The sequence below is a fragment of the Mesorhizobium sp. UC74_2 genome, assembly GCF_042701485.1.
Classification (GTDB): Bacteria; Pseudomonadota; Alphaproteobacteria; order Rhizobiales; family Rhizobiaceae; genus Mesorhizobium.
Genome location: NZ_CP170562.1, coordinates 5,562,501 through 5,585,709, shown reverse-complemented (window position 1 = coordinate 5,585,709; position 23,209 = coordinate 5,562,501). Strand labels below are relative to the sequence as shown.

The 23,209-nt window shown below is 61.7% G+C and carries 18 protein-coding genes, 1 tRNA gene, 2 rRNA genes and 1 pseudogene (1 of these 22 running past the window's edge); 9 read left to right on the top strand and 13 right to left on the bottom strand.

Going from position 1 to position 23,209, the window contains the following annotated elements:
• The first annotated feature begins 13 nt into the window (after window positions 1-13).
• Window positions 14-895, top strand: coding sequence for an HpcH/HpaI aldolase/citrate lyase family protein (locus ACFJIU_RS27140; RefSeq protein WP_379065200.1), 882 nt, complete (start codon window positions 14-16; stop codon window positions 893-895).
• 27 nt (window positions 896-922) lie between these two features.
• Entirely contained in the window at window positions 923-1,132 is a 210-nt protein-coding gene (locus ACFJIU_RS27135) for a DUF1737 domain-containing protein (protein WP_144378617.1), read from the top strand.
• Between the two features lie 25 nt (window positions 1,133-1,157).
• Here the strand turns inward: ACFJIU_RS27135 and ACFJIU_RS27130 are convergent, their stop codons facing one another.
• Complete coding sequence (locus ACFJIU_RS27130) at window positions 1,158-1,580, bottom strand: metallopeptidase family protein (RefSeq protein ID WP_129412414.1); 423 nt, start codon at window positions 1,578-1,580, stop codon at window positions 1,158-1,160.
• Window positions 1,581-1,827: 247 nt separating this feature from the next.
• Here ACFJIU_RS27130 and ACFJIU_RS27125 point away from each other — a divergent pair, with 247 nt between their 5' ends.
• The 3 genes and pseudogenes from ACFJIU_RS27125 (at window position 1,828) to ACFJIU_RS27115 (ending at window position 7,618) form a co-directional block, all read left to right on the top strand.
• On the top strand, window positions 1,828-2,838 hold the full coding sequence (locus ACFJIU_RS27125) for an ImuA family protein (RefSeq protein ID WP_379065197.1): 1,011 nt from the start codon (window positions 1,828-1,830) through the stop codon (window positions 2,836-2,838).
• Complete coding sequence (locus ACFJIU_RS27120) at window positions 2,792-4,261, top strand: DUF6504 family protein (protein WP_379065196.1); 1,470 nt, start codon at window positions 2,792-2,794, stop codon at window positions 4,259-4,261. The genes ACFJIU_RS27125 and ACFJIU_RS27120 overlap by 47 nt, the downstream gene beginning before the upstream one ends.
• Window positions 4,262-4,263: 2 nt before the next feature.
• Window positions 4,264-7,618: pseudogene (locus ACFJIU_RS27115) on the top strand (error-prone DNA polymerase).
• Window positions 7,619-7,672: 54 nt separating this feature from the next.
• Here the strand turns inward: ACFJIU_RS27115 and ACFJIU_RS27110 are convergent.
• The 4 genes from ACFJIU_RS27110 to ACFJIU_RS27095 form a co-directional block, all read right to left on the bottom strand.
• The gene (locus tag ACFJIU_RS27110; protein WP_379065194.1) at window positions 7,673-7,879 is read right to left on the bottom strand and encodes a Trm112 family protein; all 207 of its coding nucleotides are present in this window, start codon (window positions 7,877-7,879) and stop codon (window positions 7,673-7,675) included.
• Between the two features lie 31 nt (window positions 7,880-7,910).
• Window positions 7,911-8,582 (bottom strand): LON peptidase substrate-binding domain-containing protein, encoded by a 672-nt coding sequence (locus tag ACFJIU_RS27105; protein WP_379065192.1) that lies wholly within the window; start codon window positions 8,580-8,582, stop codon window positions 7,911-7,913.
• Window positions 8,583-8,676: 94 nt separating this feature from the next.
• Entirely contained in the window at window positions 8,677-9,651 is a 975-nt protein-coding gene (gene trxA / locus ACFJIU_RS27100; protein ID WP_379073237.1) for a thioredoxin, read from the bottom strand.
• 76 nt (window positions 9,652-9,727) lie between these two features.
• A complete protein-coding gene (locus tag ACFJIU_RS27095; protein ID WP_379065190.1) occupies window positions 9,728-10,225 on the bottom strand; it encodes a prolyl-tRNA synthetase associated domain-containing protein in 498 nt (165 codons plus the stop codon).
• Between the two features lie 210 nt (window positions 10,226-10,435).
• Here ACFJIU_RS27095 and ACFJIU_RS27090 point away from each other — a divergent pair.
• A tRNA-Gly gene (locus tag ACFJIU_RS27090) sits at window positions 10,436-10,510 on the top strand.
• Window positions 10,511-10,645: 135 nt separating this feature from the next.
• Here the strand turns inward: ACFJIU_RS27090 and ACFJIU_RS27085 are convergent.
• The 3 genes from ACFJIU_RS27085 to ACFJIU_RS27075 form a co-directional block, all read right to left on the bottom strand.
• Window positions 10,646-11,935 (bottom strand): sensor histidine kinase, encoded by a 1,290-nt coding sequence (locus ACFJIU_RS27085; RefSeq protein ID WP_379065188.1) that lies wholly within the window; start codon window positions 11,933-11,935, stop codon window positions 10,646-10,648.
• A 155-nt stretch (window positions 11,936-12,090) separates the two neighbouring features.
• Window positions 12,091-12,753 carry a response regulator transcription factor gene (locus ACFJIU_RS27080; protein ID WP_379065186.1) on the bottom strand — a complete coding sequence of 221 codons (663 nt, stop codon included), beginning with the start codon at window positions 12,751-12,753 and terminating at the stop codon, window positions 12,091-12,093.
• A gap of 3 nt (window positions 12,754-12,756) precedes the next feature.
• Window positions 12,757-13,158, bottom strand: a complete 402-nt coding sequence (locus ACFJIU_RS27075; RefSeq protein ID WP_379065183.1) for a PepSY domain-containing protein — start codon at window positions 13,156-13,158, stop codon at window positions 12,757-12,759.
• 518 nt (window positions 13,159-13,676) lie between these two features.
• On the opposite strand from ACFJIU_RS27075, the gene ACFJIU_RS27070 reads away from it, so the two are divergent.
• From ACFJIU_RS27070 to ACFJIU_RS27060, 3 genes are all read left to right on the top strand, one after another.
• Window positions 13,677-14,963: a hypothetical protein gene (locus ACFJIU_RS27070; protein WP_379065181.1), complete on the top strand. Its 1,287-nt coding sequence runs from the start codon at window positions 13,677-13,679 to the stop codon at window positions 14,961-14,963.
• A gap of 82 nt (window positions 14,964-15,045) precedes the next feature.
• Window positions 15,046-16,506, top strand: a complete 1,461-nt coding sequence (locus ACFJIU_RS27065; protein WP_379065179.1) for a phosphatidylserine/phosphatidylglycerophosphate/cardiolipin synthase family protein — start codon at window positions 15,046-15,048, stop codon at window positions 16,504-16,506.
• A 124-nt stretch (window positions 16,507-16,630) separates the two neighbouring features.
• The gene (locus ACFJIU_RS27060; RefSeq protein WP_379073236.1) at window positions 16,631-17,470 is read left to right on the top strand and encodes an endonuclease/exonuclease/phosphatase family protein; all 840 of its coding nucleotides are present in this window, start codon (window positions 16,631-16,633) and stop codon (window positions 17,468-17,470) included.
• Window positions 17,471-17,566: 96 nt separating this feature from the next.
• Here the strand turns inward: ACFJIU_RS27060 and ACFJIU_RS27055 are convergent, their stop codons facing one another.
• The 5 genes from ACFJIU_RS27055 to ACFJIU_RS27035 all read right to left on the bottom strand — a co-directional run.
• Window positions 17,567-19,060, bottom strand: a complete 1,494-nt coding sequence (locus ACFJIU_RS27055; RefSeq protein WP_379065177.1) for a M81 family metallopeptidase — start codon at window positions 19,058-19,060, stop codon at window positions 17,567-17,569.
• A 151-nt stretch (window positions 19,061-19,211) separates the two neighbouring features.
• Window positions 19,212-21,533, bottom strand: a complete 2,322-nt coding sequence (locus tag ACFJIU_RS27050) for a DNA translocase FtsK (RefSeq protein ID WP_379065175.1) — start codon at window positions 21,531-21,533, stop codon at window positions 19,212-19,214.
• Between the two features lie 20 nt (window positions 21,534-21,553).
• Entirely contained in the window at window positions 21,554-22,216 is a 663-nt protein-coding gene (locus ACFJIU_RS27045) for a hypothetical protein (RefSeq protein WP_379065173.1), read from the bottom strand.
• A gap of 27 nt (window positions 22,217-22,243) precedes the next feature.
• A 5S ribosomal RNA gene (gene rrf, locus ACFJIU_RS27040) occupies window positions 22,244-22,358 on the bottom strand.
• 178 nt (window positions 22,359-22,536) lie between these two features.
• Window positions 22,537-23,209 (bottom strand): 23S ribosomal RNA (locus tag ACFJIU_RS27035) (it continues 2,125 nt past the right edge of the window).

Genomic DNA, 23,209 nt, shown 5'->3' with positions numbered 1-23,209 from the left:
GCAAGAAGACCAGATGATTGAAAATCCCTATCGTCCGCGCCGTTCCGTTCTCTACATTCCCGCCGCGAACGAGCGCGCGCTGGCCAAGCTCCCGGCCCTTGCCTGCGACGCCGTCATCATCGACCTGGAAGACGCCGTAGCCTCCGGCGAAAAGGCTTCGGCGCGCGACCGGCTCGGCACGATCTTCGCCAATCGCCCGCAGTGGCGCTGCGAGATGGTGGTGCGCATCAACCGCTTTGGTGGTGAGGGCGGGCCTGAGGATCTGGCCGCGGCCCTCGCTTGCCAGCCGGACGGCATTCTCCTGCCCAAGATCAATACGCCGCGTGACATCCTCGAGGCCGGCGATGCCCTCGATGAGGCTGATACACCAGACGAGGTGAAACTGTGGGCGATGATCGAGACGCCCAGGGCGCTGATCAACATCGCGGCAATCGCCGAGCTCGGTCGCGATCCCGCGTCGCGGCTCGCCTGCCTGGTTGCCGGCACCAACGACCTGATCAAGGAAACCGGCGTCTTGGCCACCCCGGACCGGCGCTACCTGGCACCCTGGCTGATGCAGATGGTTCTGGCCGCGCGGGCCGGCGGCATCACCCTGCTCGACGGGGTCTTCAATGATTTCCGCGATTCGGAGGGTTTCGTCCGCGAATGCGCCGATGCCGCCGGCATGGGGTTCGACGGCAAGACACTGATCCATCCATCGCAGATCGAGGCTGCCAACGCTGCTTTCTCCCCTTCGGAACAGGCCTTGTCGGAGGCCGGGGTCATCATCGCGGCATTTGCCCGGCCTGAGAACGCCGGCAAGGGTGTGATTGCCCTTGACGGCCGGATGGTGGAACGTCTCCATCTGGTCCAGGCGCAGAAATTGCTGGCGAAAGCCGCCAGCATCGGCGCATGATCAGGCGACCGCTTCAAGGACAGGACCATGCGCCTCTACCGCTTCCTCACCGCCATTGACGATGCCACCTTCTGCCACAAGGTAACGGCCGCGCTGAACAAGGGCTGGCATCTCTACGGTTCGCCGACCTACGCCTACGACAAGAAGGAAAAGGTGATGCGCTGCGGCCAGGCCGTGGTGAAGGACGTCGAAGGCCAGGAATACGTGGCCGGCGAGACCAAGTTGAGCGACTGGTAGAGGCCGCGATCCGCCGGGCAGGGGGCTATTCCGCCGAGGCCTCGATACGCTCCATGTCGTCGTCGGAGAGGCCGAAATGGTGGCCGATCTCGTGGATCAGTACATGGGTAACGATGTCGCCCATCGTTTCCTCGTTCTCGGCCCAGTAGTCGAGAATGGCACGGCGATAGAGCGTGATGCGGTTCGGCCCTTCGCCGGTCGCGGGGTTCCAGCGTTCGGCGATACCGCGGCCTTCGAACAGGCCGAGCAGGTCGAAGGGGGTCTCCAGCGACAGGTCGTCCATGATCTCGTCTGTCGGGAACTCCGCCACCTGGATGACGATCTCGCCGGTCAGTTTGCGAAATTCCTCCGGCAGATGCGCGTAGGCTTCCAGCGCCAGCAGCTCAAGCTCCTCGAGAGAGGGGGAAAGCTCGTTGTGCCAGGTGCGGGTCTTGTAGATGCGGGCCATTCTTTATCCTTTGATCCCGGCATATAGGCTGTTGCGGCAAAATCGGCAAATAAAGCATGCTCCCGGACTGACAGGCGGCGCTGCAAAAGGCTGCAGGCTTTCGGAAAACAAGCGCGGCGCACATCCGGGTACTGTTTTCACCGTGACAGGAGAGGAATAAATTCTCCATGAGTCCGCTTGACTCTCATTCCGCCCTCTGGAATCTATAAGAACATAACAGGAACAAATTGACTGGACGCTGACCGACATGGCGATAAACGCCGTGGCGCGAGACACTGTTTTTGCCTTGCGCCGCCAGATCGCGAAGATTGAAGGAACGCTGCCGGAGCGCCTTGAGGTGCCGGTCGGCTTCGACGCGGACCGTATGCTGGTACGCCGCAGCGGCGTGGCCGAAAGCCATGGCTTGCTCGCCACTGGTGCGAACCGCTTTGATGCTGCCTTGAATGGCGGACTGCCCAAGGCTGCCTTGACCGAATTCCATGGTGTCGAGACCCGCGATGCCGGCACCGTCGCCGGCTTTGCGCTGGCGCTTGCCGGCCTGCTGCTGAAGCCGACGGAAACCCCGGCACCCATCCTGTGGGTCGGTACCACCGAGATCTTTCGCGAGGCAGGTTTTCCGTACGCGCGCGGACTTGAGGCCAATTTCGGCATCGCACCAGAGAACCTGCTTTACGCCGAGGCGCCGAAGATCACCGACGCCTTGTGGATTGCCGAAGAAGCGGCAGGCTTGAGCGCACTCTCTGCTGTCGTGCTGGAGCTGCGCGGCAATCCTGACCGGCTCGACCTTACCGCCACGCGCCGGCTGCATCGCCGCGCGCTCGCCGCGGAACGGCCGGTCTTCCTGCTGCGTCAGGCCGCCTTTGCCGAGCCGACCGCTGCCCCCGTCCGCCTCGTTGTCGCGCCGGCGCCGGCCACATTGCGCAAAACCATGGCCGGCCCCCTGGACGGCACGATCGGCTGCCCTGGCATCGCTGTCACCATCGGCAAGAGCCGCGCCGCACAGCCCGGACAATTCACATTGGAGTGGAACCCCGATGAACGCACATTCCTGGATCGAACGCACGCGGGCGCAACCCACCAGCGGCCATGGAACACCCAGAACCGGGCAAAGAATCCTGTCGCTATGGTTCCCTTATCTTCCGGCGGAACGGATCCTGCGGCAGCGGCACGGCCGGTCCTGGCGTTCCCGTCCCGCCAGCCATTGCCCGCTGGTGATCAGCCATCGCGACCGCAACGCCCAGCGCATCGCCGCGCTTGACGAACGGGCCGAGGCACTGCGGCTGAAACCCGGCATGGGCATTGCCGATGCCCGCGCCATGCATCCGGCAATCGATGTTGTCGAGGCCGACCCACAGGCAGACCTGCGTCTGCTTGAAAGCCTCGCCGACTGGTGCGATCGCTACACGCCGCTGGTCGCGCTCGATGGTACCGATGGCCTGTTCCTCGACATCACCGGCTGCACGCATCTGTTCGGCGGCGAGCACGCCATGCTTGACGAGATCCTGGCCCGCTTCTTCCACCAGGGCTTCGATGTTCGTGCCGGCATTGCTTCAACAGCGGGGGCAGCCTGGGCTGCCGCCAGGTTTCGCGGCCGCTGTATTATCGAAATAGGACAGGAAGAGGCCCTTCTCATCCCGCTGCCACTCGCGGCACTGCGCCTTGAACCCGCCGTCCGCGGCAGCCTGGAAAGCGTTGGCCTGCGTACGGTTGGCGCTGTCCTGGCGGCACCACGCGCGCCGCTGGCGCGCCGTTTCGGCGTTGCCTTGCTCCTGCGCATCGACCAGGCGCTCGGACGGCAGGACGAAGCCGTCTCACCACGCCTGCCCATCGCTCCGCTTTCCGTCGAACGCCACCTCGCCGAACCCGTCACCTTGATCGATGACATCGAACGGCTGGTGCTTCTGCTAGCAACGGCATTGAAAACCGATCTCGAGCGACGGGGTGAAGGCGCTCGCGCGGTAGCGCTCCTGCTTTTCAGGGTCGATGGCGTGGTTACGCGTCTTGTCGTCGGCACCTCGCGGTCGATGCGCGAGCCGCGGTTGATCCTGAGATTGTTCCAGGAAAAGCTGACCGCGATCGCCGAGGACTTCGACGCCGGCTACGGCTTCGATCTGGTTCGCCTCGCCATCTTGGCGACCGCTCCTTTCGACATGCATCAGGCCGACCTTGCCGATACCACCGAAGACAGTGGGGAAGACCTGGCACTGTTCGCCGACCGTATCCGTGCGCGCCTGGGCGAGGGGGCCATCCTGAAACCGGTCACCGTCGAAAGCCACCTGCCGGAACGTGCCGTTGCGGTGATCCCTTATTGGCAGGACGCACCGCGGCGGATTTCGCCGCCGAAGAAGCCGGCCGGACCCAGGGAACTGCCTTCCGCCGTGCCTTACCAGCCGGAACGTCCGATCCGGCTGTTTCAGGCGCCTGAACCCGTCGAAGTCCCCGCCTCGGAAATTCCGGACGGTCCGCCGCGGCAATTCCGCTGGCGGCGGGCACTCTACCGCGTCGCCAAGGTCGAAGGGCCGGAACGTCTCGCCGCTGAATGGTGGCGCAAAGACGAACCAACGCGTGACTATTTCCGCATCGAGGACACCGACGGCCGCCGTTATTGGCTCTATCGCCAGGGCTTCTATGATGCTTCGAAGCCGCCGCCGCGCTGGTTCATGCACGGGGTGTTTGCATGAACATGATTGTTCAGCGCGCACCGGCCTATGTCGAATTCGGCGTGCAGTCGAATTTTTCATTCCTGCGTGGTGCCTCGCGCCCCGAGGAACTGGTCGTCACCGCGAAACTTTATGGTTTTTCGGCGGTCGGCCTTGCCGACCGCAATACGGTCGCAGGTGTCGTACGCGCCTGGCAGCAGTCGAAGGTCGAAGGCATAGCCTATCATCCCGGCTGCCGACTGGTTTTCAGCGACGGCACTCCCGACATCCTGGCCTATCCGCAGGATCGCGAAGGGTGGGGGCATCTGTGCCGCATGCTCACCCAGGCCAATCTGCGTCCCGAGACGGAAAAGGGCGCGACGCTGCTTGAACGGGGCGACCTGCTGGAATGGGGCGACCGCCTGTCGCTCGCCGTCCTGCCTGATCTCCTGGGCAAAGGCGAAACGCAACTGGCCTTGCTGCGCCAATTGAAAGATCGCTTCGACGGCAATCTATGGTTGGTGGCGGCTCCCGATTATCAAGGCAACGACCGCTTCAGGCTGGAACAGGCAGCCGCCCTGGCCGCCGCGGCCGGCCTGCCCCTGATGGCGACCAATGACGTGCTCTACCACACGCCCGCGCGCCGGCCGCTCCAGGATGTGGTCACCGCGATCCGCCTCAATGTCCCCGTCGCCGAAGCCGGTTTCGAGCTGGCGGCGAATGCCGAACGCCACATGAAACCGGTTGCCGAGATGGCGCGGCTTTTCCGCAGCTATCCGGACGCGCTGGAACAGACGCGGCGCTTCAGCGAGACGCTGCGGTTTTCGCTGAGCGAACTCGAATACAACTACCCTGACGAACCGACCCTGTCGGGTCTCGGGCCACAGGAAGAATTGGCCAGGCTGGCTTGGGAAGGCGCAGCCAACCGCTACCCGGCCGGCGTACCGGCTGGTGTGCGCAAGCGCATCCTTGAGGAACTGGCACTTATCGAGCGCCTGAACTATGCGCGCTATTTCCTGACGGTGCACGACATCATGCGTTTCGCGCGCGAGAAGGGAATTCTGTGTCAGGGACGCGGTTCGGCCGCCAATTCGATCGTCTGCTTCTGCGTCGGCATTACCGAAGTGGGACCCGAACGGATCGACACGCTTTTCGAGCGTTTCATCTCCGAGGAACGAAACGAACCTCCCGATATCGACGTCGATTTCGAACATGAGAGGCGAGACGAAGTCATCGCCTACATCTATGACAAGTACAAAGAAAAGCACACCGCACTCGCCGCTGCCGTCACCAGCTATCGCGGCCGCTCGGCCCTGCGTGAGGTCGCCAAGGCCATGGGTCTGTCCGAAGATGTTCGAAGTGCTTTGTCCAGCTCGATCTGGGGCTGGTATTCATCCGAACTCGGCGAACGGGAAACCCAGGCAGGCGGTCTCGATCGGAGCGATCCCTTGACCAGACACGTGGTCGATCTCGCCAACGAGATCATGGGTTTTCCGCGCCATCTCACCCAGCATGTCGGCGGCTTCGTCATCACCAAGGACCGGCTCGACGAGATCGTGCCCATCATCAAGACGGCGATGGACGAGCGCAAGATGGTCGAATGGGACAAGGACGATCTCGACGCCGTGAAGATCCTCAAGGTCGATGTGCTGGCGCTCGGCATGCTGTCTTGCCTGAAGCGCGCCTTTACTTTGCTGGAAGATCATTATCCCGCACGCGACGAATTCGGCAGGCCTTATTCCCTGGCGACACTCCCCGAAAGCGATCAGCGCGTCTACGATATGATCTGCCGCGCCGACACCCTGGGCGTTTTTCAGATCGAATCCCGCGCGCAGATGTCGATGTTGCCGCGCTTGCGGCCACGCACTTTCTACGATCTCGTCATCGAGGTTGCGATCGTCCGCCCCGGTCCCATCCAGGGCAACATGGTGCATCCTTATCTGCGGCGCAGACAGGGCAAGGAAGCTGCCGAATACCCCAAACCGGAATTGAAGGACATTTTGGGGAAGACCATGGGCGTGCCCCTGTTCCAGGAACAGGCCATGAAGATCGCCATCGTCGCCGGCGGCTTCAAACGGAGAGGCCGATCAACTGCGTCGCGCCATGGCGACATTCAAGCGCACCGGGACCATCGGCAACTACCGCGACCGCATGATCAATGGCATGGTCGAGCGCGGCTACCCCAGGGAATTTGCCGAACGCTGCTTCAAGCAGATTGAAGGTTTTGGCGAATACGGCTTCCCGGAAAGCCATGCCGCCTCCTTCGCTCTGCTCGTCTATGCGTCCTGCTGGTTCAAGACCTTCTATCCCGACGTCTTCTGCGCCGCGATCCTCAACTCGCAGCCGATGGGCTTCTACCAACCCGCCCAACTGGTGCGGGATGCCCGCGATCATGGCGTCGAGGTCCGCGACGTCGACATCAACACCTCCGTCTGGGATTGCACGCTTGAAAAGGCATCCTTTGATGCCGATCGCATCGTGAACCGTCATGCCGGAATGCGCGGCGTCATCGTAACGGATCATGCCGTGCGATTGGGGTTTCGCCAGATCAGGGGCTTGTCCGAAGACAGGATGAACACCTTCATCAAACGGCGCGGCGACGGCTACGAATCCGTGCGCGATGTCTGGCTTCGCTCCGGCCTCGATACCGACGAGATCGAAAAACTGGCCGAGGCCGATGCCTTTCGTTCGCTCGGTATCAGCCGGCGTGACGCGCTGTGGGCGGTGCGCGCTCTGGATGGTCGCAAGGCTGCGGAACGACTGCCTCTTTTCGACCAGCCCGACGTAAGGCTTCCGGATCTAGAGCCGGCAACGAAACTGCCAATGATGCAGTCGGGCGAACACGTCATTCACGATTATCGTTCGCTCGGCCTGTCGCTCAAGGCGCATCCGGTCTCGTTCCTGCGCGATCGGCTTACCCGCAGCGGTGTTACGCCGAATGCGCTGCTCTCCTCGGTGCCGGACGGCAGGCGCGTCACCGTCGCCGGCCTTGTGCTGGTGCGCCAGCGCCCGGGTAATGGCAATGCCATCTTCCTCACCCTCGAGGATGAAAAGACTGTCGCCAATGTGATCTTCTGGAAATCGACTTTCGCGCGCTTTCGGCCGATCATCATGGGCGCACGCTTCGTCCGCGTCACCGGCAAGTTACAATGCGAGTCGGATGTCATTCACATCGTCGCAGACAGGATCGAAGATCTGACGCCCTGGCTGTCGACCTTGCTGGAAGACACGCACCCAGACCTCGCCAGATCGGCCGACGGCAGGAAACTTCTGACCGGTTCCGCCAGCCGAAGTCACGGCAGCATGCCCGAGCTGCAACGGAAGCCATCGGAGCAGGATTTCCGCACGCTTGCCGATGAGACGCAGAGCGTCATGCCGAAGGGCCGCAACTTTCACTGATCCGGCCAGAACCGGATTGGCAGATGCTTGCAAAGCAGCCAACAATTCCAGGGATCAACCCTTACCGGGCGCTATCGACCGTGCCTCGGAGGGCAGCATGATCGGAATCCCGTCGCGCACCGGATAGGCCAGCCTGGCAACGCGCGAGACCAGTTCGCTGCGTTCGGCGTCCCAGCTCAGAGGTCCCTTGGTCAGCGGACACACCAGCAGCTCCAGCAGCTTGGGGTCGACATCGACCCTCTTGCCTTCCCGCTCACCCATGCTTTGCATCTCCAGCCTTGTTGCAGGGTTTCTACTGCAAACCTGGCCCGGAATCCTCGCCCTCGCGCGCCAGCGTCATTTCGGTGATGGCGATCAGCGTCTCGGCCCGGTTCTTCAGGTCCTGCGCCTCCAGAAGTGCCTGCTTTTCGGCCGCGCCATAAGGCGCCATCATCGACAGCGCATTGACCAGCATGGTGTTGTCGGCCCGGCTGACGCTTTCCCAGTCAGCTTCCAGATCATTGGCCTGCAGATAGGCCCTGAAGGCCTTGAGCAGGGCGGTGCGATCAACCGCCGATGCTGACGGATCTTCCTCCAGGTCTGCCAGGAAGGGTGCCACGCGGCATTGCCGGAAGGGTGTGCGCACCGAGAGTTCCTGCGTGACCCGGAACCGGCAGACCCCCTGAAGCGAAACGACATAACGGCCGTCGCCGGTTTCCATGTAGGAAGTCAGCCTGCCGATGCAGCCGATGCCGCTCAGTTCCGGTTCGCCATCGTCACGCAGTGCACCATCGAGACTTGGCTGGATCATGCCGATCAGCCTGGAGCCGCCAAGAACATCGTCCACCATCTGCAGATAGCGCGGTTCGAAAATATTCAGCGGCAAACGCCCACCGGGCAGAAGCAGCGCCCCCGCCAGCGGAAAAACCGCGATCGAGGCAGGCAAATCGGTTTCGAGCCGATACCGCGTGTTTCCCGCGCGCATTCCTTTTCCTGTCCAGTCACATGCCTCGCGAAAAACCGGCTGATGCCCCTCGAGGCTTGCCGGGCTCCCAGCGAGGGCTCGTCCGCGCTGTGCTTTACGAAAACAGCAGCGAGGACAGTTTGCGGCGCGTCGACAAGGTGACCTCGTCGGTCATGCCCCAGGCTTCGAACAGCTGCAAAAGCTGCGCACGAGCGCCGTCGTCATTCCAGGCGCGATCGGCCTTGACGATCGCCAGCAGATTGTCTGCGGCTTTTTCGCGTTCGCCGTTGGCGTTCTGGATCATGGCCAGGTCGAAGCGAGCCTGGTGATCCTTCGGGTTCTCGGCAAGACGCTTTTCGAATTCCGCCGGGTTGCCGAGTTCGGACGCCTGCGCGGCAAGCGCTATCCGCGCCCGCACGGCGCTGATCGCCGGTGCATCCGCCTTTCCTTCCGGAACCTGGGCCAGCACGGCTTCCGCACCAGCCGTATCGCCGGCATCGAACAGGATCTCGGCAAGGCCGGCTATCGCTTCGACCGTGTCGGGCGCCTGCTCCAGGATCGACTGATAGATATCGGCAGCGGTCTGGATATCGCCGGCGCCACGAGCCTCGGTTGCGGCAGCCAGGGCCTCGGCGAGCTGCGGCTGGCCGCCGCCTTTACCGCCCACCCGCTCGATGAATTCACGGATCTGGCTTTCGGGAATGGCGCCCATGAAGCCGTCAACCGGCTGTCCGTTCTTGAAGGCGATGACCGCCGGAATGGACTGGATGCCGAGTTGTCCGGCAATCGAAGGATGGTCGTCGATGTTCATCTTGACGAGTTTCACCGTGCCGCCGGCGGCGTTGATCGCCTTTTCCAGCAACGGCGTCAGCTGCTTGCACGGCCCGCACCAGGGTGCCCAGAAATCCACCAGCACCGGCTGGTTTCGTGACTCCTGGATAACGTCGGCAGTAAAGGTCGCCGTGGTCGTGTCCTTGATCAGGTTGCCGGCTGCACCATTTGCCGGCGCGGCTCCACCGTTCTGCCCGCCATACTGCACGGTTGTCGTATACGCGTTGCCCATGCCGCCGAACGGATTTTGGTCACTCATCATCTTGTCCTTTCGGGTCGCCGGCAAGAACGGCGGCCCAGTTCTGCAGGGGCTGGTTTTGCCACCAATGTGGCGATCACGCCGAGACTTTCAAGATAACAGGCTCGTGGCCTGTTGCCTCGATGAATCTGATCAGGTCGCCCGAAGTAATCGATGTGGTCGCTTCATTGGTCAACGGATGCGCGTTGATGACCGGGTTTTCCATCAGCGGCGCGTCCAGCACGATCTTGACCTGCTTTTCGCTGTCGTTGATCAGTCCGAAGACGGTGACGGCGCCGGGAACGACGCCTAGCAATTCCAGCAGCTTCTCGGGCTTGCCGAACGAAACCCGGCTGGCCGCGCCGATCAGATGGTGGATCTGCTTCAGGTCGACCTCCGCTTCCTCGTCGACGGTCACCAGGAAGAAATTGTCCTTCTTGTCCTTGAGGAACAGGTTCTTGGTGTGCCCGCCGGCGATTTCGCCGCGCAGCGCCTGCGAATCGGCGACGGTGAACAGCGGTGCATGCCGGCGTGTCGAAACTTCGATGCCCAAACCGGCCAGGAAAGCGAAAAGCTCGTCTTCTGTCTTGGCCATGATGCTCCACTCAATTGCCGCACAAGGATTCGACGTGGCCATCCATGCGCCACTTGAACGCGTATCCTCCTGATCCATAGAGCAGAGGGAGCCTGCAAGCCAAGGCGTTTTGGTCAGTTTTGCCAACGATGCAAAAAGCGCATTTTTCCCTGTTGCATTCGGCGCGGTCTTCGGCCATATAGGCCCGGCTTGCGGCCCAAGGCCGTGTGAGCGGGTGTAGCTCAGGGGTAGAGCACAACCTTGCCAAGGTTGGGGTCGGGCGTTCGAATCGCCTCACCCGCTCCAGTTTTCCTTCGGAAAACCAAGCTGTTAGAAAAAGGCTGCCGTTTGGCGGCCTTTTCTGTTTTTCGCTTGGCCGAAACATGGTTGCGGCGCATCTCCCCAGGATATCTGAGCATGCGAGGCCCCATCCGGGTTCGGCTATGCCGGTTTGATGGGGGCTGTCAGGTGGTGGATCTCAGGATGTGGAGCCGCCAGCCGGCTCGGTCCTTCGCCTTCCGCGCCATTCTGGGTCAAGGCGAGAGGCAGTCTCAAGATGACGAGCGTGCCGCCACTCGAGCGATTCTGAAACGACATCGATCCGTTGTTCAGGGCTATGATCTCTCTTGCGATTGCAAGCCCCAGACCGCTTCCAGGCGCGCTCTCGTCAAAACGCCGCCCTCGCACGCCGACCAGATTTAAGTTCGACTGGTCGATTCCCGGTCCGTCGTCGCCTATTCTCAATTCAGCGACATCGCCGTCTTTGTGGAGTCGGACGCTCACTGCGGATCTCGCCCATTTTGCGGCGTTCTCCAGAACGATCCCGACAAGTTCGATGAGGTCGTTTGCATCGATATCGACATCGAGCTGATCTTGCATGTCGGCCTGCCACTCGAGGCGTTCGCCTTCTTTTGTCTTCTGCAGAACGAGCATCGCCCGCGTCACCACGGGGTTAAGCGGAGCCCTCAGCACATGCAGCCGTGCGCGATGACGCAGCCGGGACAGCCGCAGTTGATAGTCGATGCGCTCGTGCATCTCATTCGCCAGGTCGGAGATGACGGCCGCATGGTGATGATCGCCGCGCACCTCCAGTTCATGCGCGATGGTGCCGATCACGGACAGCGGGGTCTTGAGCCCGTGTGCGAGGTCGGCGGCGCGCGAACGTGCGAACTCGATGGATTTTTGCTGCAGCGCCAGCAGTTCGTTGACCTCGACGACCAAGGGGACAACCTCTGCGGGATAGCTGCTTTCGACCGAACTGGCTGTCCCCTTGCGAATGCTCTCGACGTCCTGACGCAGTTTCTTGAATGGCAAGAGACCGAAATGCACCTGCAGGACAGCAACGACGACGAGAGCACCGCCCAGAACAAGCAGGGCTATCACCATTGACCAGGCGAAGTCCTTGATGGAATCGTCGAGTATGGAGCGGTCCTGGGCAACGATGATCTGATAACGCTTGTCCTGCTGGTTGGTCTTGAAGTTCGCGTTCAGCGACAAGGCGATCAGTGACTGCCCTGCAGGTCCCGTCATCGTCGAGAACCGCTGCCCCTCCAGCTTGGGATCCGTCTCCAGCATGCGGTCCCAAAGCGAGCGGGAACGTATCGTCCGCTGGGAGTCCATATCGCGGACCTGCCAATAAAGGCCGCTGTGTGGCGTGTCGTAGCGGGGGTCGGGCAACCGGCCTGAAAGACGCGGTACAGCACCGGTCACGTCCAGATCGACCAGCGCCACGAGACGCGCCATGGTTGCCGAAAGATCGGACCGCGCTCCCCGCTCGACGCTTTCAACGAACATGTAGCCAAGCGCGATGCCGGCCAGAACGAGCGCAAAAGCAATCGAGACGGCGGTCCCGACAATCATCCGAACCTTGAGCGAGCCAAATTTCATCAGAAATTGCCGCCGAGCGTGTATCCCAGCCCCCGGCGCGTCACGATCACATCAGCGCCCAGGCGTTTGCGCAGACGAGCGACCAGGACCTCGACGGAGTTGGAGTCCCTGGCGAAATCCTGCGAATAGAGATGCTCTGTTATCTCCAGTTGCGAGACAACTCTCGCCCGCTGATGCACCATGAAAGCAAAGAGGCGGTATTCCTGCGGTGTCAGCGATACCGGCAGCCCGTCGCGGGTCACCTGCTTCATGCGCGTGTCGAGCATGTATTGTCCGACCTCGATCTGGGAGGACGAGAACCCGCTCGCGCGACGCACAAGGGCACGTATCCGGGCAACGACCTCTTCGATACGAAAGGGCTTGACCACGTAGTCGTCAGCACCCGCCTCTATGCCTTCCACCCTCTCATTCCATTGCCCGCGGGCAGTCAGGATCAGCACAGGCATGTTACGTCCTGCTCGACGCCAGCGCTTGAGGATCGTCAATCCGTCCAGGTCCGGAAGTCCCAGGTCGAGGATGACGGCATCGAATGTCTCGGTATCGCCGCGAAACCAGACATCTTCCCCCTGGGAGGCGAACTCGATCGCAAACCCTGCCGCGGCGAGTGCCTGGCCAAGCGCCTGGGCAATGCGGCGATCATCTTCAGCGACCAGAACGCGCATCCGTCATTTCACTCCGACCAGGCGACCGCTTCGGGCATCGAACGAATAGCGACGGAGCTGATCCCCGGATTCAAGAACCTTCATTTCATAGCGAAGTGACCCACCGACCGACTTCAGCTGCGCGTCCAGGATCTGGCCGTTGGTCAACTTCCGGGTCGCGGCAGCGATGGCGTCCAAGGGAAGGGCGTGTTGGTTCTGCACCGCATCCAGGGCTGCGTCCTTGCCCCGATCGGTATCATCGGGTTCCGGGGACGGTCGCGAAACCGAATAGCCCCCCCAGATGCCACCGTCCTGCTCGCTGCCCGCGTCTTCGGACTCCGAATCCGAATTGCTGACGCCGCCGTTTCCGCCGTCGTCCGAGCCCTCGCCCGAATCCTGAGCGTGCGCGCCTGCCGATAAGAGCAACAGCAGCGCCCCGCATGTCACGAGACACCTCAAGCCAGCCAGTCGTCTCACAGCAATCTCCGGATCTGCTCGTCACTCTATAGGAACGTAGCTGAAAATTCGCTGACAATCGCTTCAGGGGCCTGTCAGCTTGGCCGGTTTAGAAACGCGCCTATGAAACAGGGCAACCCACAAGCGCGTCACGGCAGGCAAGGGGGAAGAATGGTGTCTCGTCTCATCCCCGGCTTCGCTTTCGTAACCATCCTGTGCGCGATAGCACTCGCAATCCCCTGGTGCAGCACCGACCCTCATCGAACCTGTATCGAGTGCTGCAATGCCACGAGTGGAAACACATGGGCTGCTTTCTTAGCCGTTGAAGCAAGTCCTCCCGCACTGGCTGGAGTTCGGTTCTGACACGTCCCGAACACCGGACTTTTGACCGGCAATGCCAACCCGCAACGTTTTCCCAGGAGACATGTCCCTTGATCTCGACCCAAAAGCGGCCTTTCACGTTCGGCATAGCGCTGGCAGCAGCAGCGATGAACACCGCGACGCCGCTGATCGCGCCCATTTTCGGCCCCCGTCTCGCAATGGCGACCGAGGCACATGCATCCGCGCCGGTTGAGATGAATGCTCCCGCCCTGCTCAGGGACATGCGCGGATCTCTGGCAGCGATGGCCTTCAGCTTCAGGGACGCCTCCGCCGACAGCAGGCGTCGGAGCGGCGCAAACGTTGTTGCGGCCGTGACTGAAACGTCCAGGGCCATGCAGAATCTCGAAGGGGCGTTGGGATCGAAAAACGCGGCATCCATCGCCAAAGGCACAAAAGCTGTGTCGAGGGCCGTAGGAGATCTCCAGACCCGATACGCGCTGTCGGCAACGAAGAACAGCGACGCCACGAAAGCGTTGCAGCGGCTCAATGGGGCCTGGTCCGCATACTCCTCGCGCTATGTGCTTTCCAAGCCGGCAAAATCGACCCCAAAGGCCTCAAGGGCACAAGTGCATGCTCTCAAAAGGAAAGTCTCCAATCTCACCGCCAGGGTTCGCATTCTGGAGAACCAGGTGGCGGACAACGCCGCGCTGCGGGCCGAAGTTCGGCGCATGCATCGTGAGATCGCCTATCTCGACGGGCGCTTTGAGGATCCGGTGGTCTATCAGCGCGCCGCGTTCATGCTTGTGGTGTTCGCAGGATATTTCGACGCTTTCGTTGTGACGACACGAACCTACTATCCCGCTTATTACGTATATTTCGACAACCCTTACTACATATCACCGCGCTTCGACGATTATTGGGACGGTTACTATGACGGATATTATGACGGCCTGGCTTCAAGCTGGTACGACGACCCGATCATCATCGACAACCCCATCCTGGAAGTCAGTCAGCCGGCGATCTATCAGGACGTCACCTATGAGACGATCTACAGTGTGACCAACGAGACGACCAACATCTATGTTGCGCTGCCCGAAGAAGACCTGTCGCGGGCAGCTGTTGAGCCCCTGCCGGCAGATGTCGACTTCACCGTTGAAAAGGCCGTGACAAATGAAACCAATGTGCGATCGGAAAACAACGAAGACGATGGCGGGAACACCAACTTCAGCCGTGAGCAACCCCAGTCTTCACAGCGGGGCGAGAGCGAGGTCCTCGAAGACCGAGGCCAGGTGCCCGAGATCGACTCGCCTGTAGATGAAGAACTGCCCGACGATGGCGGCAAAACCCTGCGGCCGGATGAGGCGATGCCATCGAACGAAGAAGGCCCGGCCCCTGAGGAAGGGAGCCCGGCTCCGGACGAGGACATTCCATCCCACAACGGAATCCGGCGATAGGGTTGGCAAGCTGGTGGGAACCCGTAGGCCCCTTCAAGGATATCAATCGACGGCGTTGAAGATAACTGCATAGATGTCCGCCATGTGGACATCTATCACCACCCATTGGCCCCAATTCCTCGCCGCCGTCTCGATGGTGATTACGGCAGTCGCTGCCGCACATGCAGCGATGACCAAGGATGAAGTGCGGGCGGCCATCGGCTGGGTCGGTATCATCATCCTGTCGCCATTCATTGGCGCCGCGCTTTATGCCATTGCCGGCATAAACCGGATCAGGGGCGTCTCGCTCGCGGCGGAGCGGGCGGCGGCAGGGCGCGCGGTGCTCGAGCACACGCGCTTCGATGCAACCAACAGCTCCATCGAAGCCCGGTTCGGCCCGCGTTTTGTGGCACTCAAGACCGCCGGCGACAGGATAACCCACCACGTCCTGACCACGGCAAATGCCGTCACCATGATCGAAAGCGGCGATGAAGCCTATGCCGCCATGATCGCGGCGATCGACGGCGCGCAACGCAGCATTATCCTCGAGACCTATATCTTCGACCGAGATCCGATCGGACTGCGCATCGCCGATGCCTTGATAAAAGCCGTGCGACGCGGTGTTGCCGTGCGTGTGCTGATCGATGCGGTCGGGGCCCGCTACTCGGTTCCCAGCATTGTCGGCTATCTGCAGAAGGGCGGTGTCCCCACCGACGTGTTCAACGGCAGCATCATCGTCGGGCTGCGTCTGCCCTATGCCAATCTGCGAACCCACCGCAAGATCCTGGTCGCTGATGGCGCCGTGGCCTTCATGGGTGGAATGAACATAAGGCAGGCTTTCACCGCCGAATTCGCCGGCGCCGACATGGCGCGCGACACCCATTTCCGCATCGACGGTCCGGTAGTCTCCGACATCTTCTCGGTTGCCGCCGAAGACTGGTTTTTCGCCAGCGGGGAGCAGCTGCAGGGCGATGCCTGGCATATCGCGTTTGACGCGGCCGGAGATCCGGGCTCGCCGATGCTCATGCGTGCGCTGCCTTCCGGACCCGATGCCAGCCTGGAGGCCAATCACAAGATGCTGATGGCGGCCTTTTCGGTCGCCCGCCGATCCATACGCATCATGTCGCCCTATTTCCTGCCGGACCGGGAATTGATCAGCGCCCTGACCACCGCGGCACGGCGCGGCGTCGATATCGATATCGTCGTGCCGTCCGTCAACAACCTCGTTCTCGTCGACCGTGCCATGACCGCCCAGTTCGACCAGGTCCTTAGAAGCTACTGCAAGGTCTGGCGCGCACAGGGGCCATTCAACCATTCCAAACTGCTTGTCGTCGATTCCACCTGGGCTTTCATCGGTTCGTCGAACCTCGACCCCCGCTCGCTCAGGTTGAATTTCGAGATCGACCTTGAAGTGCTGGATCCTGCCTTTGCCGAAAAAATCGAGGCACGCATCGAAACCGCGGTCGGCTCGGCAAAAGAGGTCACGCTGCCGGAATTGCGTCAGCGTCCGTTTCTTGTACGCTTGATCGACCGGATTCTGTGGCTTGGTTCGCCTTATCTTTGACCGAGTCCTTTGGCGTTCTGCCGGTTGCAGAGAAAACCGCTACACACTTTTCCTGGAACTGCTCTAGTTAGAAAAAGACGACACGGGCTTGGGACTGATGATCAGCAAGGAATCAAGAAGCACCATGCACCGGCTGGGCGGTGGCATCCCTGCAAACATCCTCGAGCGCATCCGCATGCGCCGGGACCAGGCGGAACCGGCGATCGCGAGCGCCGAGCAGGCCGGTGTGCTCGTCGCCTCCTACAATGTCCATAAATGCGTGGGCACCGACGGGAAGTTCGATCCGGAACGGACCGGCCGCGTCATCCACGAGATCGATGCCGATGTCATCGCCCTGCAGGAGGCGGACAAGCGCTTCGGTGATCGCACCGGTTTGCTGGATCTGGTGCGCCTGGAGCGTGAAGCCGGGCTCACCGCGGTGCCGATCCCGGGGCAGCTCAAGGCACATGGCTGGCATGGAAATGTCGTTCTCTTCAGGCGCGGCAGTGTGCGCGACGTCCACCAGGTCAAGCTGCCCGGGCTGGAGCCGCGCGGTGCAGTGGTCGCGGAAATAGAACTGGAAGCGGGTGGTATCATCCGGATCGTCGCGGCGCATTTCGGTCTTCTTCGCCGTTCGCGCACCCGGCAGGTTCGCGCGATCCTGGATATCATGAACGACAGACGCGAGACCCCGACCCTGCTGATGGGCGACCTCAACGAATGGCGCCTCAACGACCGTTCCGCGCTCGCCATGTTCGAGACCGCGTTTGGGGAACTGCCGCCCGCCGTCCCCAGTTTTCCATCACGATTGCCATTGCTGGCGCTCGACCGCCTGATCTCAAACCGCAAGGATATCCTGTCGCCTGTCATCGCTCACGACACGCCCCTGGCGCGGCTGGCTTCCGACCATCTCCCGATCAAGGCCTGGGTCAATCTCGTCCCTGCGCAGGCGACGCCGGTCGGGGACAAGCTCCAGGCCGCATAGGGCATGATCCCGAAACGTTGCAGACTTTTCGGATGAGATCATGCGGCAGACAGAAAGATGGAGCGGAGTGTCGAATCGTCCTGATCGCTTTCCGCTCTAGGCAGCCGGCGCCCACTGGACGCCGGTATCCAGCGGATAGACCGGCCTCGCGAGCTTGTGGAACGAGAACAGCTCGTAGTTGGAGCTCGTGACGCCGGAGCTGGCGCATTCGACGACAGCCCTCGAACGCGGCTCGAACACCGGCCGGCAATACATGCGTGACTTGAGCAACAGGAAACGCGCCGCCAGCGGATCGAGCTCAGTGCAGTGAAAGACGCCGAGATCCCACGGCTCATGCGGCAGCTCAGTGATCAGGATCGACGCATTGGTGGTCTCGAATTTGACCGCGCGCCCCATCCTGCAAAGCTGGCCCGTATAGATCGGACCCGAAACGATGTAGTTGCCGTCGCTGATCGCAGCGACACGTCCCTGGAGCTTTAAGGGTTCTCGCGGCGCGACGAAGCCTTCCGCCTTCATCCTGTTGCCGAGATCGATGGTGGTGACCGCGCCAACGCTGGCGGAAATCAGGGCTTCGACCGACGCGGGATCACAGATCGGGCCGGCGACAATCCCGGAGAGGCCCATTCGAAGCATGGCTTCCAGCACGTCCATCGTATCGCAGGTGCCGCCCGACATGCAGTTGTCGCCATGATCGAGCAGGAGCACCGGGCCCGTCCCCGGTTTGTGCGAGGCCTCCACCGCGGCTGCCAGCGACATCTCCAGCGCTAGCTCGTCATAGAGGAATTCGGCACGTCGCCGCCAGGCCTGTTCGGCGATCTCACTGGCCACTGCCCGGGCTGTGTCCGCATGATCTGCCACCACCACGACGCACACGCCGGTCTCCGCTATGTCCGCAATCGGAAAACCGCCGAACAAAGTGACGGCGTGGACTCCATCGCGCTTTTCCGCCTCGATCGCCAGATCGACGATTTCGGTCATCGCACAGGCGACATTGGTGTTCATGCGCAATGTCGCGGCAAGCATGGGTGGGTGGACCCAGTGCTGCCTCGGGCTGGCGGTGCCGTCGAGCATCCTGTCGATGATGCGCGTGACATGCTCGCCGGTCGCGTACATGTCGATATGCGGATAAGTCTTGAAACCGACGATGCAATCGCAATTGTCGACCATGCGTTGCGTGATGTTGCCGTGCAGGTCGAGCGCGACGCCAAGCGGAACCCGCGGCGCGCTCTGCCTTATACGTGCGAGCAGCTCCCCTTCGGCATCGTCGAAACGATCCGTGACCATGGCGCCGTGCAGGTCGAGCAATATCGCATCGCAACCCGCTTCCACCGCCCGAAGGATAGCGCCCGCCATCGTCTCAAATGATTCGTTGTCGACCGGCCCGCTGGGATTGGCCGTCGCCGCCAGTGGCGTCACCAGTTCGGCACCGATCCGTTCTGCGTATGCATGGAACGCGGCGAGCGCGGTGTTGGAACCCTTGCCGAAAATCCGAGCCGCTTCGTCCCATTGCGGGTCGAAGGAGGCGAGTGTCGTCACGACCGGCGAGAAGGTGTTGGTTTCATGATTCAGCCTGGCAACGACAATCCGCATCTTTTGTCTCCCGTTCGCTGTTCCAAGGTGCCGGCACTGCCTTGGAACAGCGATGTCAGCTGACCAGGTCTTCTGGCGCGGGCCAGACGTATCATAAAAAAAAACCGCCCGAAGACCGGGCGGCTTTTCTGGGAGCGGTTTGCGATCCCGGTTACCGGATGATCTCGCGCTTGCCAACATGATTGGGCTCACCGACGATACCTTCCTTTTCCATGCGCTCGACGATCGAGGCGGCGCGGTTGTAGCCGATGCCGAGGCGGCGCTGGATGTAAGAGGTCGAGCACTTCTTGTCGCGCAGCACCACCTTGACCGCCTCGTCATAGAGGTTGTCGCCATCCTCGGCGCCCATGCCGCTCTTGTCGAATACCGGGCTCTCGTCGACCTCGGGCAGTTCTTCCTCTTCGTCGGCGGTGACCGTCTCGAGATATTCGGGCCGTCCCTGCGACTTGAGGTGGTTGACGACATGCTCGACCTCGGCGTCGGAGACGAACGGGCCATGCACGCGGGCAATGCGGCCGCCACCAGCCATGTGCAGCATGTCGCCCTGGCCGAGCAGCTGTTCGGCACCCTGTTCGCCAAGGATCGTGCGCGAATCGATCTTCGAGGTGACCTGGAAGGAGATGCGGGTCGGGAAGTTGGCCTTGATGGTGCCTGTGATGACGTCGACCGATGGGCGCTGCGTCGCCATGATCAGGTGGATGCCGGCGGCACGGGCCATCTGGGCGAGGCGCTGGATGGCGCCTTCGATCTCCTTGCCGGCGACCATCATCAGGTCGGCCATCTCGTCGACGATGACGACGATGTAAGGCATCGGCGCGAGGTCGATCTCCTGATCCTCGAACAGCGGCGCGCCGGTACCCTTCTCGAAACCGGTCTGGACCTGCATCACCACGACCTCGCCCTTGTCGCGGGCGACCGCGGCGCGCTGGTTGTAGCCGTCGATGTTGCGCACGCCGAGCCGCGCCATCTTGCGATAGCGGTCCTCCATCTCGCGCACCGCCCACTTGAGCGCGGTGACTGCCTTCTTGGGATCGGTGACGACCGGCGTCAAAAGATGCGGAATGCCGTCATAGATCGACAGCTCCAGCATTTTCGGGTCGACCATGATGAGGCGGCACTCCTCCGGCTTGAGCCGGTAGAGCAGCGACAGGATCATGGTGTTGATGGCCACCGATTTGCCAGAGCCAGTGGTACCGGCGACGAGCAGGTGGGGCATCTTGGCAAGCTCGGCGATGACAGGCTCGCCGCCGATGGTCTTGCCCAGGCAGAGCGCCAGCTTGCAACCCGTGTTGCGGAAGCCGTCGGACTCGATCAATTCACGGAAATAGACGGTCTCACGGGTCTCGTTCGGCAGTTCGATGCCGATGACGTTGCGTCCCGGGATAACGGCGACACGCGCCGAAATCGCCGACATCGAACGGGCGATGTCGTCGGCGAGGCCGATGACGCGTGAGGACTTCACGCCCGGTGCTGGTTCGAACTCGTAGAGGGTGACGACGGGGCCTGGGCGGACATGGATGATCTCGCCCTTGACGCCGAAATCCTCCAGCACGCTTTCGAGAAGATCGGCATTCTGCTCCAGCCGCTCCTGCGACATGTAGAAACCCTGTCCCTCCGGTGGCAGTTGCAGCAGCTCTTCCGACGGCAGCTCGTAGTCGCCCGGCTCAACCTGGGTTACCTTGCCGACCATCGGCAGCGACTGGCGCGGCGCCGGCATGGTGATCTCGACGGTGCGCGCCGGAGCAGCCGGCGCGGCATCGTTGGCGGCAACCGGCCTGCTGGCCGATGCTGCCGCGGCAACTGGTGTTTCAACGGCAGGCGTAGCGATCTCGACTGTCTCTGCCGGGACCGGTGACTTGGTGACATCGATCGGCGTCAGCTGCATGGAAGCGGACACCTCGATGACCCGGTAGAGAGAGGTCACGTCCGGCGACACGATCGGCCTTGGCTCAGGCTGGCGAGGCGCTACTGCAGGGGCTGCAGGCTTGACCGCTGCCGAGACCACCGGCACCGGGGCAGGGGATATCGCGTGCTGCGGCGAGAATTCGGAAGCAAATTCAAAGAAGGCATGGTCCGAGATATACGACCAGCGTGTATTGCGCCGGGGTGTGGGGGCTTTCGCTATGGGTTGTGGGGCTGCAGGCTGGCTCACAGTCGCGGCAGATACCCCGGTGGCGGGCGCTGCTGCAGCCTGATCCACGACACGCCTGGGCGAAGGCTGCTGCATGGATGGGGCGGTAGCCCGTGGCTCTGGAGAAGCCGGCTTGGCGGCGGGAGCCGATACACGCGGAGTGGCCTGGGAAACGATGGCTACCGGTTGCTCGCCGGGCTGCTCGTGCTCGCCGTCCTCCGCCGAGATCTTCTTGATCTCGCGGTCGGGCGTGCGGGTGAAACGCACATTCGGCGCCAAGAAGAAATAGTCCTGCCATTCCGGGCGGGCGAACTCACCCTCGCCGCCGAAATTGGGGAACACCGCACCATCGTTCTGGGGCTTTACATATGTGTGCGCGTTGCTGTCACGGCTGGTGATCCGGCCGGTAAAATCGATCGCGTGCGGCTGCGCGGCCTCGTGGCGATGCTGCTCATCCTCTCCAGGCACTGCAGCCGTGAGATTTGCCCGAGAAAAACGCATGGATGCCATACTGGAGACTCGCCGATTGAATGTCCCCTGAGACATAGGAAGCGATGGTTAACAGTCCCTTCCGAAAACGGCCTGGACAGCAGGAACAGATCCGTTTTGGCACAGCGACGTGACCCGGCTTGGGTGTCACAAAAGACAGGCTTGTACAGGTAAATCAAGGCGGTCGCGCCGACACCGTAAGGCTCGGAGACTGCCGCCAGATTTTTCTGCTGTCTGGACAGGTCGGCAGCGCCAGGATCTGAAATCAGGTCTCCGGGAATGGCGATGGTTCGCGCCCGCGTCCCACAGGCATTGCCGATCAGCGCCGAGTGGATCCAGTGTGTCGGGGAAGGGCAGTTCCTGCCGACGACGATTGTCGTTGCGGAAGCAGCGGGGCATCCAGGGTTAATGGCAAGCCCCGGCGCATTGCGCCAAAGTCGCTGGGCGACGATGCGCGAAACCGACTGAATTTGAGTGTGAGAGAGATTGTTCTGCAGCAGACCCACCGGCATCAGGCCGATGGCTGCTTTGATCATATCGAGAATCTTACGTGCGTTTAGCAGACCTGGCAGCGACCTACTCTCCCGCGTCTTGAGACGAAGTACCATTGGCGCTGGAGCGTTTCACGGCCGAGTTCGGAATGGGATCGGGTGCAGCCGCTCCGCCATAACCACCAGGTCGGCAAAACGCACGTAATCGAGAAGCTGTATTTGTGCCATTGGCGCTTGCAGTTTTGTTACGGGCTATTGCCCGCAAGCGCGACTGCGCGTCGCCGGTTCATCCGGCGCCCTCGCGGAGCTTGGGCCCGTTAGGGCCGCTCAAGCGTGAGCGCTTTTGATGAGCATAAGGAATGAGAACGATCAAGCCGATCGAACTATTAGTACCGGTAAGCTTCAAGCGTTGCCGCTCTTCCACACCCGGCCTATCAACGTGGTCGTCTTCCACGGTTCTCAGGGAATACTCGTTTCAAGGTGGGTTTCCCGCTTAGATGCCTTCAGCGGTTATCCCGTCCGTATATAGCTACCCTGCTATGCGGCTGGCGCCACAACAGGTCCACCAGAGATACGTCCATCCCGGTCCTCTCGTACTAGGGACAGATCCTTTCAATATTCCTACACCCACGGCAGATAGGGACCGAACTGTCTCACGACGTTCTGAACCCAACTCACGTACCGCTTTAAATGGCGAACAGCCATACCCTTGGGACCTGCTCCAGCCCCAGGATGCGATGAGTCGACATCGAGGTGCCAAACAACCCCGTCGATATGGACTCTTGGGGGTCATCAGCCTGTTATCCCCGGCGTACCTTTTATCCGTTGAGCGATGGCCCTTCCACACGGGACCACCGGATCACTATGACCGACTTTCGTCTCTGCTCGACTTGTCAGTCTCGCAGTCAGGCAGGCTTATGCCATTGCACTCAGCGAACGATTTCCGACCGTTCTGAGCCCACCATCGCGCGCCTCCGTTACTCTTTAGGAGGCGACCGCCCCAGTCAAACTACCCACCATACATTGTCCCGGACCCGG

Bases quoted from the DNA above. Each gene is read 5' to 3' on its own strand.
- ACFJIU_RS27140 (WP_379065200.1), top strand. From the start codon at position 14: ATGATTGAAAATCCCTATCGTCCGCGCCGTTCCGTTCTCTACATTCCC.
- ACFJIU_RS27135 (WP_144378617.1), top strand. From the start codon at position 923: ATGCGCCTCTACCGCTTCCTCACCGCCATTGACGATGCCACCTTCTGC.
- ACFJIU_RS27130 (WP_129412414.1), bottom strand. From the start codon at position 1,580: ATGGCCCGCATCTACAAGACCCGCACCTGGCACAACGAGCTTTCCCCC.
- ACFJIU_RS27125 (WP_379065197.1), top strand. From the start codon at position 1,828: ATGGCGATAAACGCCGTGGCGCGAGACACTGTTTTTGCCTTGCGCCGC.
- ACFJIU_RS27110 (WP_379065194.1), bottom strand. From the start codon at position 7,879: ATGGGTGAGCGGGAAGGCAAGAGGGTCGATGTCGACCCCAAGCTGCTG.
- ACFJIU_RS27105 (WP_379065192.1), bottom strand. From the start codon at position 8,582: ATGCGCGCGGGAAACACGCGGTATCGGCTCGAAACCGATTTGCCTGCC.
- trxA (WP_379073237.1), bottom strand. From the start codon at position 9,651: ATGAGTGACCAAAATCCGTTCGGCGGCATGGGCAACGCGTATACGACA.
- ACFJIU_RS27095 (WP_379065190.1), bottom strand. From the start codon at position 10,225: ATGGCCAAGACAGAAGACGAGCTTTTCGCTTTCCTGGCCGGTTTGGGC.
- ACFJIU_RS27080 (WP_379065186.1), bottom strand. From the start codon at position 12,753: ATGCGCGTTCTGGTCGCTGAAGATGATCGCCGCATTGCCCAGGCGCTT.
- ACFJIU_RS27070 (WP_379065181.1), top strand. From the start codon at position 13,677: ATGAACACCGCGACGCCGCTGATCGCGCCCATTTTCGGCCCCCGTCTC.
- ACFJIU_RS27065 (WP_379065179.1), top strand. From the start codon at position 15,046: ATGTGGACATCTATCACCACCCATTGGCCCCAATTCCTCGCCGCCGTC.
- ACFJIU_RS27060 (WP_379073236.1), top strand. From the start codon at position 16,631: ATGCACCGGCTGGGCGGTGGCATCCCTGCAAACATCCTCGAGCGCATC.
- ACFJIU_RS27055 (WP_379065177.1), bottom strand. From the start codon at position 19,060: ATGCGGATTGTCGTTGCCAGGCTGAATCATGAAACCAACACCTTCTCG.
- ACFJIU_RS27045 (WP_379065173.1), bottom strand. From the start codon at position 22,216: ATGATCAAAGCAGCCATCGGCCTGATGCCGGTGGGTCTGCTGCAGAAC.